General features: G+C 40.9%; 16 protein-coding genes. 6 read left to right on the forward strand and 10 right to left on the reverse strand.

Translation table 11 applies throughout. The features are described from left to right. Position 1 precedes the first annotated feature (1 nt). The 5 genes from IM797_RS13790 to IM797_RS13810 all read left to right on the forward strand — a co-directional run bounded on the left by IM797_RS13790 (position 2) and on the right by IM797_RS13810 (position 3,536). Positions 2-1,186, forward strand: a complete 1,185-nt coding sequence (locus tag IM797_RS13790) for a hypothetical protein (RefSeq protein ID WP_194127729.1) — start codon at positions 2-4, stop codon at positions 1,184-1,186. Positions 1,187-1,239: 53 nt separating this feature from the next. Then, the gene (locus IM797_RS13795) at positions 1,240-1,395 is read left to right on the forward strand and encodes a FeoB-associated Cys-rich membrane protein (protein WP_194127730.1); all 156 of its coding nucleotides are present in this window, start codon (positions 1,240-1,242) and stop codon (positions 1,393-1,395) included. A gap of 17 nt (positions 1,396-1,412) precedes the next feature. Next, positions 1,413-2,003, forward strand: coding sequence for a Crp/Fnr family transcriptional regulator (locus IM797_RS13800; protein WP_194127731.1), 591 nt, complete (start codon positions 1,413-1,415; stop codon positions 2,001-2,003). Between the two features lie 91 nt (positions 2,004-2,094). Next, the gene (locus IM797_RS13805; RefSeq protein ID WP_194127732.1) at positions 2,095-2,628 is read left to right on the forward strand and encodes a YceI family protein; all 534 of its coding nucleotides are present in this window, start codon (positions 2,095-2,097) and stop codon (positions 2,626-2,628) included. Positions 2,629-2,663: 35 nt separating this feature from the next. Continuing rightward, positions 2,664-3,536, forward strand: coding sequence for a pirin family protein (locus IM797_RS13810; protein ID WP_194127733.1), 873 nt, complete (start codon positions 2,664-2,666; stop codon positions 3,534-3,536). 344 nt (positions 3,537-3,880) lie between these two features. Here the strand turns inward: IM797_RS13810 and ispF are convergent, their stop codons facing one another. Together ispF and porV are read right to left on the reverse strand one after the other, a co-directional pair. Beyond that, positions 3,881-4,363, reverse strand: a complete 483-nt coding sequence (gene ispF, locus IM797_RS13815) for a 2-C-methyl-D-erythritol 2,4-cyclodiphosphate synthase (RefSeq protein ID WP_194127734.1) — start codon at positions 4,361-4,363, stop codon at positions 3,881-3,883. A 75-nt stretch (positions 4,364-4,438) separates the two neighbouring features. Continuing rightward, positions 4,439-5,668 carry a type IX secretion system outer membrane channel protein PorV gene (porV, locus tag IM797_RS13820; RefSeq protein ID WP_228098860.1) on the reverse strand — a complete coding sequence of 410 codons (1,230 nt, stop codon included), beginning with the start codon at positions 5,666-5,668 and terminating at the stop codon, positions 4,439-4,441. Between the two features lie 246 nt (positions 5,669-5,914). Between porV and IM797_RS13825 the strand changes: the two genes are divergently transcribed. Further along, positions 5,915-7,531 carry an SUMF1/EgtB/PvdO family nonheme iron enzyme gene (locus IM797_RS13825; protein WP_194127735.1) on the forward strand — a complete coding sequence of 539 codons (1,617 nt, stop codon included), beginning with the start codon at positions 5,915-5,917 and terminating at the stop codon, positions 7,529-7,531. Positions 7,532-7,598: 67 nt separating this feature from the next. On the opposite strand, the gene IM797_RS13830 is transcribed toward IM797_RS13825, so the two are convergent. From IM797_RS13830 to IM797_RS13865, 8 genes are all read right to left on the reverse strand, one after another. Then, positions 7,599-8,096 (reverse strand): acetyl-CoA carboxylase biotin carboxyl carrier protein subunit, encoded by a 498-nt coding sequence (locus IM797_RS13830; protein WP_194127736.1) that lies wholly within the window; start codon positions 8,094-8,096, stop codon positions 7,599-7,601. Positions 8,097-8,098: 2 nt separating this feature from the next. After that, positions 8,099-8,755, reverse strand: coding sequence for a DUF4159 domain-containing protein (locus tag IM797_RS13835; RefSeq protein WP_194127737.1), 657 nt, complete (start codon positions 8,753-8,755; stop codon positions 8,099-8,101). Continuing rightward, positions 8,752-9,456: a 16S rRNA (uracil(1498)-N(3))-methyltransferase gene (locus tag IM797_RS13840; protein WP_194127738.1), complete on the reverse strand. Its 705-nt coding sequence runs from the start codon at positions 9,454-9,456 to the stop codon at positions 8,752-8,754. Before IM797_RS13840 ends, IM797_RS13835 begins: the two co-directional genes overlap by 4 nt. An 11-nt stretch (positions 9,457-9,467) precedes the next feature. After that, complete coding sequence (locus tag IM797_RS13845) at positions 9,468-10,784, reverse strand: hemolysin family protein (RefSeq protein ID WP_194127739.1); 1,317 nt, start codon at positions 10,782-10,784, stop codon at positions 9,468-9,470. Further along, entirely contained in the window at positions 10,784-11,335 is a 552-nt protein-coding gene (locus IM797_RS13850) for an inorganic diphosphatase (RefSeq protein WP_194127740.1), read from the reverse strand. The genes IM797_RS13845 and IM797_RS13850 overlap by 1 nt, the downstream gene beginning before the upstream one ends. A 2-nt stretch (positions 11,336-11,337) precedes the next feature. Then, positions 11,338-12,000: a DedA family protein gene (locus IM797_RS13855; RefSeq protein WP_194127741.1), complete on the reverse strand. Its 663-nt coding sequence runs from the start codon at positions 11,998-12,000 to the stop codon at positions 11,338-11,340. A 136-nt stretch (positions 12,001-12,136) separates the two neighbouring features. Further along, complete coding sequence (locus IM797_RS13860; protein ID WP_194127742.1) at positions 12,137-13,510, reverse strand: NADH-quinone oxidoreductase subunit N; 1,374 nt, start codon at positions 13,508-13,510, stop codon at positions 12,137-12,139. Positions 13,511-13,514: 4 nt separating this feature from the next. Beyond that, positions 13,515-14,981, reverse strand: coding sequence for a NuoM family protein (locus tag IM797_RS13865; protein WP_194127743.1), 1,467 nt, complete (start codon positions 14,979-14,981; stop codon positions 13,515-13,517). Positions 14,982-14,989: the final 8 nt, after the last annotated feature.

Below are 14,989 nucleotides of genomic sequence, written 5' to 3' on the forward strand. Positions count from 1 at the left end.
CATGATCGAGACTTACAGGAAACCATTCAATCAGCATTTTACCGGGGAAAAATACAAAGCATTTCTAGAATCGCTTGAAAAAGGCTTTACTGAAATACCTTTCCGCGTGGCCGAAACACCGGTATTCATACCCACAGAATTAAAAGACAAACTCATTGCCGCCGGGCAAGAGATCGTCAATTTAATTAGAAAACCTGATTTTAAACAGCTGACTGAAAAATCAATTCCTAAGACATGGCAGGTTGCTGCTGAAAATGATCACCCTCATTTCCTCACGTTTGATTTTGGAATTTGTAAGGATGAACAAGGAAACCTGATTCCAAAACTTATAGAAATGCAGGGCTTCCCGTCTTTGTATGGTTTCCAGCTGCATTTGGCTAAAAATTATAAATCTTCTTTCGATCTGCCTGACAATTTAAGTCCTTTTTTTAATGGGATAACTGAATCTACTTACCTTGAACTGCTGAAAAAAGTGATTTTAGGAGATCATCAACCACATGAAGTTGCCCTGATGGATGTGGATGCGCAAAATCAAAAAACGGCCATAGACTTTTTCATTACGCAACATCATCTGGGTATTCCCATATTGAGCCTGACAGACATCTTTAAAGAAGGTGAGGATCTCTTTTATAGCGCAGATGGTAAAAAAATACAACTTAAACGGATCTATAACCGATTGATCTTTGACGAAATTGCCAATCAGCCCGAATTGTTTAAACAGGGCTTTGATCCGCGTGAGCCGGCCAATGTAGAATGGATCACCCATCCGAATTGGTTTTACCGGATCAGTAAATATACAATGCCTTTCCTCAAAAGCGAATTTGTACCAGAAACGTATTTTTTAAATGAGCTTACAGAGATTCCCGCTGATCTGGAAAATTATGTATTGAAACCACTCTTCTCTTTTGCAGGAATGGGTGTGATCATTGATGTAACTGCTGCCGACATTCAGGACATCCAGGATCCCGAAAATTGGATCTTACAAAAGAAAGTGGTGTATGAGCCAGTAGTGCAGTCACCCGATGGCGGCGTAAAAGCAGAAATCAGGCTCATGTACCTCTGGCCAGACCAGGGTGAACCGCAACTGTGTATCAACCTGGCCAGATTGAGCAGGGGCAAAATGATTGGTGTACGCTACAATGCTGATTTTGATTGGGTAGGTGGAACGGTAGGCTTAATGGAATAGTAAATTGACATTCAACAGACCTGTCCCGGACAGGCTTTAATTATTTTTGTGTTATGGACATTCAAACCATTATTCTAATCGGACTATTCATTGCAGCCATCTGGTATGTTGGCCGCATGATTTACCGTGCAGTATCGCCTAAAAGTGGCGGCTGCGCTTCGAACTGTAAATGCGGTGTTGACTTTTCAAATGTAAATCCCAAGAAGTAGATTTCATCTATCAACCTATGCTGGAGCACCTCAAAGCTTATTTACAGAAAAAAGTAGCCATTACAGATGAACAGTTTGCGCTTATTTCTGATAAGCTTAAAGTAAAGCATTTTGCAAAAAATGAAATGATCCTGATGAAGGGCGATGTCTCCGCACATGGATATTTTGTGGTAGAAGGACTTTTAAGAAGCTATTCAATTGACAGCAAAGGCAAGGCACATATCATCCAGTTTGCACCAGAACAATGGTGGTTATCGGAACGGAATGGGATGCTGTATAAAGAAGCCTCCGACTTTTTTATTGATGCGATAGAAGATACCCATGCCATTGTGGTTCCAAGCGATTTTATAGTACAGGCGGCAAATATTGTCCCTTGCATGAACGATCTTAACCATACCATTTTAAACAATGCGATCCGTTTTATGCAAAAACGAATCAATATGCTACTGAGTGCTACTGCGGAAGAAAGATACCTTGACTTTATTAAGCTTTATCCAAATCTGACTTTAAGGGTGCCACAATGGATGATCGCCTCCTACCTGGGCATTACCCCAGAATCATTAAGCAGGGTACGTAAAGACCTGGCACATAAACATTTCAAACCTTAACCCATTTCTTACCATACATCAATGTGAGGCCAAACTCTTTGCTGTAATTTTGTGTTGTTAATAAAAAATAAACAATCTAAAACACAATATTATGGCAAATACAACATGGTCACTAGATCCAGCACACAGTGAGCTGCAGTTTAAAGTAAAACATTTAATGATCACTACCGTTACAGGTAGCCTGACCAACTTATCGGGATCAGTAGTTTCTGAATCGGATCATTTCGAAAATGCGAAAGTAGATTTTGAAGCTACAACTGACTCCATAGATACCAGCAATAAAGACAGGGACAACCACTTGAAAAGTGCCGACTTCTTTGATGCAGAGCAATATCCAAAAATCACATTCAAATCTACAGCATTAACCAAAGACGGTGATGACTACACCTTAACCGGCGATTTAACCATTAAAGATGTAACCAAGTCGGTTAAAATAGATGTTGAATTTGGTGGTATTGCTACCGATCCATGGGGAAATACAAAAGCCGGATTTACCATCAGTACCAAAATTAAAAGGACAGAGTTTGGACTTACCTGGAATGCCGCATTGGAAACAGGTGGTGTAATGGTGAGTGAGGATGTGAAAATATTAGGTGAACTACAATTCGTAAAACAAGCCCAATAGCAATCACGGTCCTTCGTTAAAAGAAAGGAAACAAAATGGAAACAACTATAAAACGTGTTTCGGCCGTTTTAAATCCGCCTGCGCCACATATGGTAGGCGATGGCTTTAGGGTACACAATTTTTTTCCAAGCGGATACCGCCTGGAAATGAGCCCCTTTTTTCTACTCGATTACAATGCAAAGATCAATTTCTCTGCACGTAATGAGCCAAGAGGTGTAGGTGTACACCCGCACCGGGGTTTTGAAACAGTAACCATCGCCTACCATGGCGCAGTAGCACATCATGACAGTGCAGGCAATAGTGGGGTGATTTATCCGGGCGATGTCCAATGGATGTCGGCCGCCAGTGGAATTCTGCACAAAGAATATCATGAAGCAGAATTCAGTAAAAAGGGGGGTAACTTCCAAATGGTACAGCTTTGGGTTAACCTACCTGCAAAAGATAAAATGAGCAGTCCTAAATATCAGGGCATCAAACAAGCGGATATGGCGAAGTTCAACCTTCCTGAACATGGAGGTAGCGTTGAGGTAATTGCAGGCGCATACCAGGGCACCAAAGGTTCGGTGAGTACCTATTCACCAATCAACGTATTCAACGCCCGGTTAAATAAAGGAGGAAAAGCCTCTTTTAGTTTTCCTGCAGCGTACAATACCGGATTTGTAGTAATTGAAGGTAGTGTTACAGTCAATGGGACTGAAACTGCAGCCACCAACCAATTCGTTCATTTCAAAAACGAAGGTGAACTGTTTGAAATTGAGGCTGCAGCAGATAGCATCGTATTAATCCTAAGCGGTGAGCCGATTAACGAGCCTATCGCCCAATATGGCCCGTTCCTAATGAATACCAATGAAGAGATTCAACAGGCGATTAAGGACTACAATGAAGGTCGGTTTGGCTATTTAGAGTAAAAAATAACCGTTCTCTTCGAAGACTGGAATTTTTTGCCCGCTTCGCTAAAAGGGCAAAACTTCCTAGGTCTTCTCTGAGAAGGTGATTTTTTAGTAAATCATACAAGGCTGCAGGAAACAAAGTTCCTGGTCGAACTTAATTCTGTAATTGAATAGCTTGATGCGTAGAATAAAAATATAGCCGGTAGGCTATTCATTTAAATGAATAGCCTACCGGCTTTTTTGTACTCAACCAGACTCAATACCGGTCTGCGCCCAGCTGGAAGGAAAATTACCTGTTTAGAAACGTCCTAGCGTCTTCGCTTCTTTCTTCAGCGCAATTATGCAGCCCTTGAATAGAACGGTTATTTTCCCTTTTGAATTAAACATATTGCATAGGCAACCACCCCTTCTTCTCTACCAACAAAACCCATTTGCTCATTTGTAGTTGCTTTTATCGAAATGTCATCCGTCGAAATCCCGGCAGCTTCGGCGATGTTCTTTTGCATCTCCGGAATATGCGGATTGATTTTTGGTGCTTCAATGCAAAGCATGGCATCGATATTACCAATCTCATAATCCTTTTCATTAAGCAGTTTAACCGTCTCTTTCAATAAGATCAGGCTACTGATTCCTTTCCATTGCGGATCGGTATTTTTAAAGTGGAATCCAATGTCCCGCAAATTTGCAGCCCCCAGCAAAGCATCACAAATCGCATGTAAAAGCACATCAGCATCAGAATGTCCAAAAGCTCCACTATGATGCTCCAGGTTTACACCACCAACTATAAAAGGGTGATTTTCTTTCAACTGATGTACATCAAACCCAAAACCTACTTTAATCTTCATGCTGTTATGTATTTATATTATTTTTATGTTTATCAAATTAATGAGCTATGTTCTTACCGTTCCTACGAGCAAAAACTAACGATCTTTTGCGGCCTCCCCGAAGTTAAACAACAGGGTAAAACGTAAAGTATTGGCCAGGGCACTCTTTTGCGAATTGGCCACCAGATAAGCAAAATCTATGTTAAAAACATTGTATTTTAATCCGGCACCAAGGGTAAGATACCTTCTGTTACCTTTTGCCGGGTTTTCATAAAAATATCCGGTACGAAAAGCAAATTGCTGACTGTACCAATATTCCATTCCGGCAGCGATACTCAGTTCCTGTAACTCCTCCTTAAATCCTCCCGGAGCATCTGAAAAAGAACCAAAAATGCTTGCCGGTACCGATCGGTCTGGACTTTTTCCTGCGATGATTCGACCATCAACATCATACCTGGGCTGTGTCGGAACCATGAGCTTATTGAAATCCAATGCAAATGTAAACTGGTTATAATCGTCAATCAGAAAAGTTGAGGCCGCCCCGATCTTAAGATTGGCCGGCAAGAAGAACTGGGAACGTGCATCATTATAGCCGATTTTAGTACCAATGTTAGACAAATTGATTCCCGCAGATACGATGGCGTCAGCGCCTAAAAAATAAGTTGGCTTTTTGAAATAAGCAGAAACATCGACTGCCAGGGCCGAACCTGCATGGGTTTGTGGGCCACCTGAACCCGGCGAAGACGAAGTATTTGAATAAATATACCTTAAGGTAGTCCCTAAGGAAAAAGATTCACCAAACCTCCTGGCATAGGTTACATCCGCCGCCAGTTCACTTGGACTGTAAACGCCCAGATCCTGCCGATTGATATCTGTCAGCAAGATCTCTCCCAGATTGAAATACCGCAATGAACCTCCAATGGCTGTTTGCGCATTCGGTTTATAATAACCACTTAAATAAGTGAGCGTCACATCCGGAACCAGATTTTTCAACCATGGGCTGTAAGAAAGTGAGATGCCATATGTCTTGTCTAAAAACGCAAGTTTTGAAGGATTAATCGCCATCGCATTGCCATCAGGCTGCACCGCTACACCGGCATCTCCCATTCCTGCAGCACGGGCGTCAGGAATGATCAGTAAAAATGGGACACCGGTAATGATGTTGTTGTATGCACTCCCATTGGTTTGTGTACCTGGTTGTACCAATTGCGCAAATGAATCCACGCCTGCTGCCGTTAAAGAAAAAATACAGAACGCAGTTTTTACGAGATGCTTCAAATTCATTGGTGGCAAATGACTAAACAATTGTGCTACGCAAGTTAGCATTGTATGCCTTAATTTCAAAGTATTGAGCACCTAAGTTTGGCTTTACAAAACATCTTTAACTTATTCATCATGTTTTTTATTGCATAATCCTTTTTTTATGTAATTTTAACTTCTGTGTATTCGTCGGTGGCAGGTAGTAAAAATAACATCAATTTTGTATTTTTAAACGACCTGGAATTTAGTCACCTGCAAAGCGCCCGGCGAGAATTAAAACAATTAATGCTACTGAAAAACAAATAGATAGTAATGAAAAAAATATATCTCTATTCACTTACGTCCCTGCTGGCTGTAACTGCTTTGGTTTCGTGTAAATCCAAATCCGGCACCTCAGATAAAACAGGAATGGCTTACAATAAACAGGAGTATGGGGGCTTTTCGGTAAATAATAAATACAAAAGAGGGCCCGGACCAGGTTTAGTTGAAATTGAAGGTGGCGTTTTTATTGTCAGCGGAAGTGCCATTAATGTACCAGGACAGGAGCTCAGTTCTTATAACCACAAAAGAGAAACGACCGTTTCTTCTTTTTATATGGACGAGACTGAGGTTTCCAATACCAACTGGCTGGAGTACATGAACTGGATTCGTACCAATTTCCCAAAGGATTACGAATACTATTACAATGAAACACCTGATACCCTCGTATGGCGCAGTCCACTTTCTTATAATGAGCCTTACGTAGACAACTATTTAAGACATCCGGCTTACCAGGATTACCCGGTAGTAGGTGTAACCTGGGAACAGGCTACAAGATATTGCAGCTGGAGAACCGATCGTGTAAACGAATTGCTGCTTCGCGACCGTGGCTATATGACCAGCTTCAAAGACCTCAACGGAACGAACGGAAAATCAACGGCTGCCGCTGGAAATGCTGCGGCAACGCCAAGACCTGATGGCCCTTACAATACCGATTTGTACCTGAACAATCAGTATGATGATAAAGGTAAAAGGGCAATGAAGGACCTCAATCCTGCAAATGCCAATACTGCGAATGCAGGCGCTGGAACTACTGGTAAAAACGCAGCAACCCGAAACGTCAGACTAGAAGATGGTATTTTAAAACAACCTTACAGACTTCCTACAGAAGCGGAATGGGAATATGCTGCTTTAGGCTTGGTGGGCAATACAGAGTATGAAAACATCAGCGACAACAAAATCTATCCCTGGAATGGATTGGGTATCAGTTCTGCTAAAAAAAATACCAGGGGCCTGATACTTGCCAATTTCAAAAGAACGAAGGGCGATTATATGGGCGTTGGCGGTTCATTGAATGATAAAGGTAGCATCACCGTTGATGTCAGATCTTATACTCCTAACGATTTTGGCCTATACAATATGGCTGGAAACGTAAATGAATGGGTAGCAGACAACTATAGATCCAATACTTTTCAGGATGCTGATGCCTTCAATCCTTATCGCGGCAATTATTATCAAAATAAAAAAGTTGCTGATGAGCGGACAGGCAGAATTGATAAAGACAAATACAACAAACCCGTTATGGTTGATGCCATCGCACCCAGAAAACAAACCTGGGCTGAAAAACAGGCAGCGGAAAACAAACCTACGGATTCTATCAATACAAAAAATAGCTATGCAGATCAACGTGGTTACCGGGATAGGGCTAATGCAGAACTCTATGGAGAAACTACCCTGGTTACTGACAAATCCCGCGTATACAAAGGCGGATCATGGAACGACCAGGCCTTATGGCTGAACCCAGCCACAAGGAGGTTTATGCAACAGGATGAATCCACTGCAGATATCGGATTCCGTTGTGCCATGACCATGTTGGGAGCCCCTGAAATCAGGACCATAGGCAAACCACATTTTAAAACTAAACAAGCTAAGTCTTTCCGGGGAAAATAAAGCTCAGCAATATAAAAAAGCCTCTGTTCAAACCGAACAGAGGCTTTTTTATGCCCGTAAATCCTACTTAAGCAAAGTGAATCAGAATTTGGTTTTTCTCTACCTTGACACCTTTAATAACGGTAATCTTTTTTACCAGTCCGGCACTTGGAGATTTGATGATATTTTCCATCTTCATTGCTTCCAGTACCAGTAAATTATCGCCTTTATTTACTTCTTGTCCTTCTTCTACCAATACATTCAACACCAAACCAGGCATAGGTGCCTTAACATCCTTCACTTTACCAGATTGGCTATTGTCCATACCCAATTGTTTCAATAACAAATCGTACTGATCTGAAATGGCAACCTGGTACGTATGGCCATTTACCTTAACTACGCTGGTTTTATCCGCTTTGTTTTCCGACACCAGTTCCATGTGATAAGATTTGTGCTTATAAATTACATGGCTATGTCCAGGAGCAATGTCGCGGTTATCTATCCGTACTGCAGATCCGTCAACCATCAACTCTTTTCCGGTTACATCAACCTCAAAATCGTAATGCTCATTTACTTTTACCTTCATTGTTATTGTGTTAATACATATTGTATCAGATTAGCACCCATTTTAAGCGCTGTCATTCGTTTTTCTTGTGTATCCTCAGGATAAGTGCCATAATCTTCCCAGCCATTCCCCAGATCGCATTCAAAGGTATAATAACAAACCATCCTACCCTGCCAAATCAGGGCGTAACCCCTGGCCGGCTTGCCATCATGTTCATGGATTTTAGGTAAGCCATTCGGAAACTTATATTTCTGGTTATAAAGCTGGTGACCTGGAGGCAGTTCTTCAAACGTCAACTCCGGAAATACCTTTTTCATTTCTACCCGGATAAACTTATCCAGGCCATAATTGTCATCGATATGCAGAAAACCACCACCGGTTAAGTATTTACGCAAATTAGCTACCTCAGCAACGCTAAATACCACGTTACCATGTCCGGTCATGTACACAAAAGGGTAATTGAAAAGCTCTGGACTTCCCACATCAACAATAGCTTCCTGTGCCACAAAATTGGTTTTTAAATTTTTATTGCAAAAATCGATCAGATTGGGCAAAGCAGTTCTATTTGCATACCAGTCGCCACCCCCGCTATATTTCAGTTTAGCCATCTTGTAAGTTGGCAATATAAAACTGCAATGGAAAAGAATAATAAATAATGGCAGAAATACCTTAAATCTCATCGGTTTAAATAATTCACTTCAAAACAAGCCGCCAATGCAGCGGTCTCTGTTCTAAGTCGTGTATTACCTAAAGTTAATGGTTTATAGCCATTTTGCAAAGCCAATTCTATCTCGGCTGGCGTAAAATCACCTTCGGGACCGATTAAAATGGTATAGCGTTGATGCGGTTTAACCAGTTCAGCAATATAATTACGCGGCTCACCGTCCACGCAATGCGCAATCATTTTTTCATCTGGATTGGGAAGTTTTAAAAATGAAGAGAGATTGATCTGCTGATTTAAAACCGGGTGGTAAGCCTGAAGCGATTGCTTCACAGCTGAAGTGATGACTTTGTATAAGCGATCTTCCTTAATTACCCTCCGCTCCGACCTGTCGCAGATCACCGGTGTAATTTCATCAATCCCTATCTCGGTCGCTTTCTCCAGGAACCATTCCAGACGATCTATATTTTTAGTGGGTGCAACTGCAATATGCAGGTGATGATTCCGCTTCTGATATTCGGTCTGCGTATGGACAACCTGAAGGGCTACATGCTTCTTTGATTCACTGACAATCTCAGCCTCATATAAGCCTCCCCTTCCATCAATCAGGTGAACATGGGCGCCAACACCCAGTCTCAGTACTTTAGTGCAGTGCTTGCTTTCCTCATCGCTCAATACATACGTATCAGCATTAATATCTGGCGTATAAAAAACATGCATCGTTATTTTTTTTAATGAAGATCAATCATATCTTTCTTATCGATCACCAGTTCCAACTTGATGGTTTCAATGTTTTGCTCTGTCTTTTTCAGGATCGTAAACAGATAACCATAACATTCTTCGCTGTCTCCAACCTCTGGTATTTTTCCAAAAGCATGAGATACCAATCCGCCAACAGTATCAAAATCTTCGTCCTCTGGTAAATCATGAGGCAAATGTTCATTTACGTCATATACAGTTGCATACGCGTTGATGATGAATTCCGTTTCCGAAATTTTCTCCACGGTCGGTTTTTCTTCATCATACTCATCCTGAATTTCCCCTACAATCTCTTCCACAATATCTTCCAGGGTAACCATACCGGCTGTACCACCAAATTCATCAATAACAATGGCAATTTGAATGCGCTTCTGCTGCAATTCACTCAACAGGTCGTTGATCTTTTTAGTTTCAGGAACAAAATAAGGTTTACGGATGATATCGCTCAAAGTCCACTCCCGGTTCTCGGCCAAAAGCGGCAGGAGATCCTTGGCATGCACAATACCGATAATCTTATCAATGATATCATCATATACCGGAAGTCTGGAATAACCCTCGGCAATGATTTTGTCTACCACTTCCTTTTTAGGCGTAGACAACTCTACACCCATAATTTTAGTTCTGGGAACCATAATATTTTTTACCACGCGCTCATTGAAATCAAATACATTCCGAATGAGTTCATGTTCATTGGTATCTAAAGCACCACTTTCTTTTCCCTGATCAAGCAAGTAGTACAATTCTTCCGTACTGTGAACTGAATCATGACCACCTACATTTGAAATGCCAAACATTTTCAAAACCACATTGGCAAAGCCATTTAACACCCAGATAAACGGTCTGAATATCAAATAAAAACCCTGTAAGGGTAAAGCAATGAATAGCGTAGTGGCTACCGGTCTTTGGATCGCTACCGATTTCGGTGCCAGCTCTCCAAATACGATATGCATTACGGTGATGAATAGAAAAGCGATACCAGTTGAGATTGAAGTAATGTATACCTCAGCAAGGTTAAAATTAATCAGCAGATCGTGCACGATGTTGTGCATTACAGACTCACCAACCCACCCCAGTCCAAGAGAAGCCAGTGTGATACCCAACTGCGTTGCCGCCAGGTAGCCATCCAGGTGTTGTGTAATGTATTTTGCAATATTGGCAACCTTACTCCCAGATTTGGCTTTGATCTCAATCTGGGATGCCCTGACTTTTACGATAGCAAACTCTGCTGCAACGAAAAAACCGTTCAGGGCAACCAAGAAAAAGGTAAAAAATATTTTAAATAATTCCATTAAGATTTATTTCTAAACTTCTCGTCGTAAAGCTTAATACTTTCTTCAATCACTTTGTGTGCATACCGTACACCAAGCAGATGTTCAATGGTTACTTGTTTTTCTTCTAAAGCCTTGTAATCCTGAAAGAATTTTACAATTTCTTTCATCGTATGCGGAGGCAATTCAGCAAGGTCATTGATATAGTTTACCGACATGTCGTTTTTAGCCACAGCAATGATTTTATCGTCTTGCTCGCCATTGTCAACCATATGCATGACACCAATTACCTTAGCCTCAATAATGGTCATTGGATATACATCCACAGAACATAAAACCAGAATATCAAGCGGGTCATTGTCGTCGCAATAGGTTTGCGGGATAAAGCCATAATTGGCAGGATACATCACAGATGAAAACAGAACCCTGTCTAATTTAATCAAATTAGAGTCCTTGTCTATTTCATACTTTGCTTTTGATCCTTTTGGAATTTCAATAATTGCGTTTACAGTTTCCGGCATGTTGTTACCCGGAGAAACGCTGTGCCACGGGTGGTGATCGTCTTTACTCATTTTTATTGTTCAGTATTTGATAATTCATCATTGTCATCTTTAGCTACCCTTTTCTTCACAAATGCGAGGATTAATGGTAGCGAGGTGATCACAATAAAACCTATAATTATGTATAATAAATAATCTGTAATCTCTTTTTCAAAGCGTTTGCCTAAAAAATAGCCCAGCAAAGTTAAGGAAGCTATCCAAATAATTCCACCTGCCAGGTTATATAATGCAAATCTTTTGAAATCCAATTTTACCACTCCAGCAAAAATCGGTGCAAATGTTCTTACAATCGGAACAAATCTTCCCATAATTAAGGCAAAAGCGCCTTGTTTATTATAATAGGCCTCGGCAGCCTTTAAATAACGCTTCTTAAAGAAAAAGGAATCTTTCCGGTCGTACAAAACCGGGCCGGTCTTTCGGCCAAACCAATAGCCCACAAAATTACCAGACACCGCACATACAAACAATCCTAAAATGAGGACATAAATATTGACATCCAGTTTACCTGTCGCGACAAACATGCCAGCCAGAAATAGCAGATAATCCCCGGGAAGAAAAAACCCGAAGAACAAGCCCGTCTCGGCGAAGATCACAAACATTACAACGTAAAAACCACCTTCTTTAAGTAATTTTTCGGGATCAATGAAGTGCTGTAATGAGTTCCAGAAATCTTGCATAGTTTTATTATTCGTAAAACTACAAATAATTATCTAGAGAACCCGATATGATTCAAATAATTATTAAGCACGCAACTCCTTAACTATTTGAATCATCAAAGGCTTCATCTCAACATAAATGAACGCCTGGTGTTGACTAGATCAGATTTAAAATGACCGAAGGATAAACCCCTAAAAAGATCGTAATCAGCAAGGAGATAACCAGCACAATTTTGTACTGCACAGGCGTTTCAAGTACCGTATCATGACCATCTTTAAAGTACATGGCTACAATCACTTTAAAATAATAATAGAAACCTACCAGTGCGTTTAAAATCGCAAAGGCAACCAGGTAAACCTGGTAAGCAGTCATGACATTTAAAAACATCAGGTATTTTCCAATAAAACCAGCCGTTAGTGGTATACCAGCCATAGATAACATGGCTACAGTAAGCACAAAAGCAGCAAACGGATTCCGTTTGGCTAAACCATTGAAGTTTTCAAAATTATCATTGCCTGTTTTCTGTTTCACCAGGATCAGGACCGCAAAAGCGATGATACTGGCAAAAGTATAAGCTGCAGCATACACCAACACATTGTTGGCAGAGTTGCCTGTTAAAGTAATCAGGGAGAACAATAAATATCCCGCATGCGAAATACTGGAATAAGCCAGCATACGCTTGAAGTTCTTTTGAAATAAGGCCGTTACGTTTCCGATCAATAAGGTCACGCATACAATAACCATCAAAGGCTGTAACCAGAAGTCGTGCAAAGGTGCAAAGGTATCCGCGAACAAGCGTAAAAAGGCTGCAAAACCAGCAGTTTTAACTACAGTCGACATAAATGCCATGATCAGCGTAGGCGACCCCTCGTACACATCGGGAACCCAGAAATGGAATGGTGCGGCACCTACTTTAAAACAAAGGCCGATCATCATCAAAATCACACCAGGATAAAACATCGGTGATATCGATTGATAATTTCCCACCAGGTATTGATTGATCACTTCCAGATCGAAAGAGCCTGTAGCGCCGTAAATCAGGGTAATACCAAACAATAAGAAGCCGGTAGAGAAGGCTCCCATCAGGAAATACTTTAATGAAGCCTCGTTTGAAGCAAAATTATTCTTACGGATACCTGCCAGGATATATAAACTCACTGACATGATTTCCAGTCCCACAAATAACATCGACATGTTTTTGTAAGACACCATGATCACGATCCCCGCTAACGCAAACAAGATCAGGGTAAAGTATTCTGCAACGTTTTCACTTTTTGCAGCAAAGTAATTTTGTGTCAGTAAAAAAATCAGGATCGTTCCTACAATGGTCACACCGGTAAAGGCCAATGCAAAATTATCCATTTGCATCATGCCGTAATACGATTGATTGGCATTCCAACCGGCAGCAGCAAAACCCAACGAGGTAAGCAACCCAAGTAAAGTGATGGGCAATAATGCTTTTTTGGCTTTAAACAAACCTGCGTAAAGCACTACTAAAGCTGTAACAGTGATGGTTATAATGATATTCATTTGCTTAGTTTACCGAAGTTAATTTTTGTGTTACCTGTTCTATTAAATGTTGTACCGAAGCCTCTGAAAGCTGCAGCACTGGTTTTGGATAAACACCCAAAACAATAATCAACGCACAGATGATGTATAATACTACCTGTTCCGATCCTTTAATGTCTTTAAAGCCGATCGTAAGCTCGTTCGTTTTCCCAAGCATAATATTCTGGTACATTCTGAACATATATACCGCACCAAAAATAATACTCAGACCTGCAAAAACAGCGGTCCACATATTATATTGATAAATACCAATCAACAATAAGAACTCACCGATGAAACCATTGGTTCCCGGAAGTGCTACTGTTCCCAAAACAATAATCAGAAAAACGATCGCCAGTTTAGGTGCCTGTTTTGCAATCCCGCCAAGATCTGCGATTTTATTGGTCTGTAAACGATCTGAAATGATATCCAACACAAAGAAAAGACCCACAACATTAATACCGTGACTCAGCATCTGAACCATTGCACCTTGCATGCCCTGGGTATTTAAAGCAAAAATACCAGCCGCAATTAAGCCAACGTGACCAATAGAGGAATAAGCCACCAAACGTTTGGCGTCTTTTTGTGTAAAAGCAATGATCGCTGCATAGAGCACGCCAATTACTGATAGAATGATGACTAAATGTCCCCATTGCTGTAATCCTGACGGTACAATAGGCAATAACCAGCGGATAACACCATAGATACCCATTTTTAGCATAATACCAGAAAGCAACATGGTACCCGCGGCCGGAGCCTCGGTATAGGTATCTGGTTGCCAGGTATGGAAAGGAAAAATAGGCATTTTGATTGCAAAAGCAATAAAGAAGGCCCAAAAGATCCAGCTTTGTTGTGTAGCATCCAGGTTAAGTGCATACAATGCCTGTATGTCGAAATTATGTGCCGGGTTTTGTAAGTACAGGTAAATAATACCCAGCAGCATAAATAATGAACCTGCAATGGTGTAAACAAAAAACTTCATGTTCACTTTAATCCGGTTCTTACCACCCCAAATGGCACAGATGAAATAAATTGGAATCAATGCTGCTTCCCAGCCGATGTAAAACAAAAAGGCATCCATTGCGGTAAACACCAATAACAAGCCACTTTGCATAAACAGAATCAAAGCAAAAAATGCAGCTGCATTTTTATATTCGCGCTGATAGCTCGCCAGAATAATCAGGGGAACCAGTACATTGGTCAGCAAAATCGTAATGATACTGATACCATCGATACCCGCATGAAAATGAATACCCAGATCTGCGATCCATGGATAATTTACCACAAATTGTGTACTGGCATCAGGTGTAAAATTACACACAACAATACCTGCCAGGGCTAATGAAATGATTGCAGAAACCAATGCAACGTGTTTTGCTGCATTTCCAGAGAAAGCAGTAACCAGGGCGCCAACCAATGGTAAAAATATGAGAAGTAGTAAAAGTTGTTCCATTATCTTTT

Source organism: Pedobacter sp. MC2016-24, from assembly GCF_015223055.1.
GTDB lineage: Bacteria > Bacteroidota > Bacteroidia > Sphingobacteriales > Sphingobacteriaceae > Pedobacter.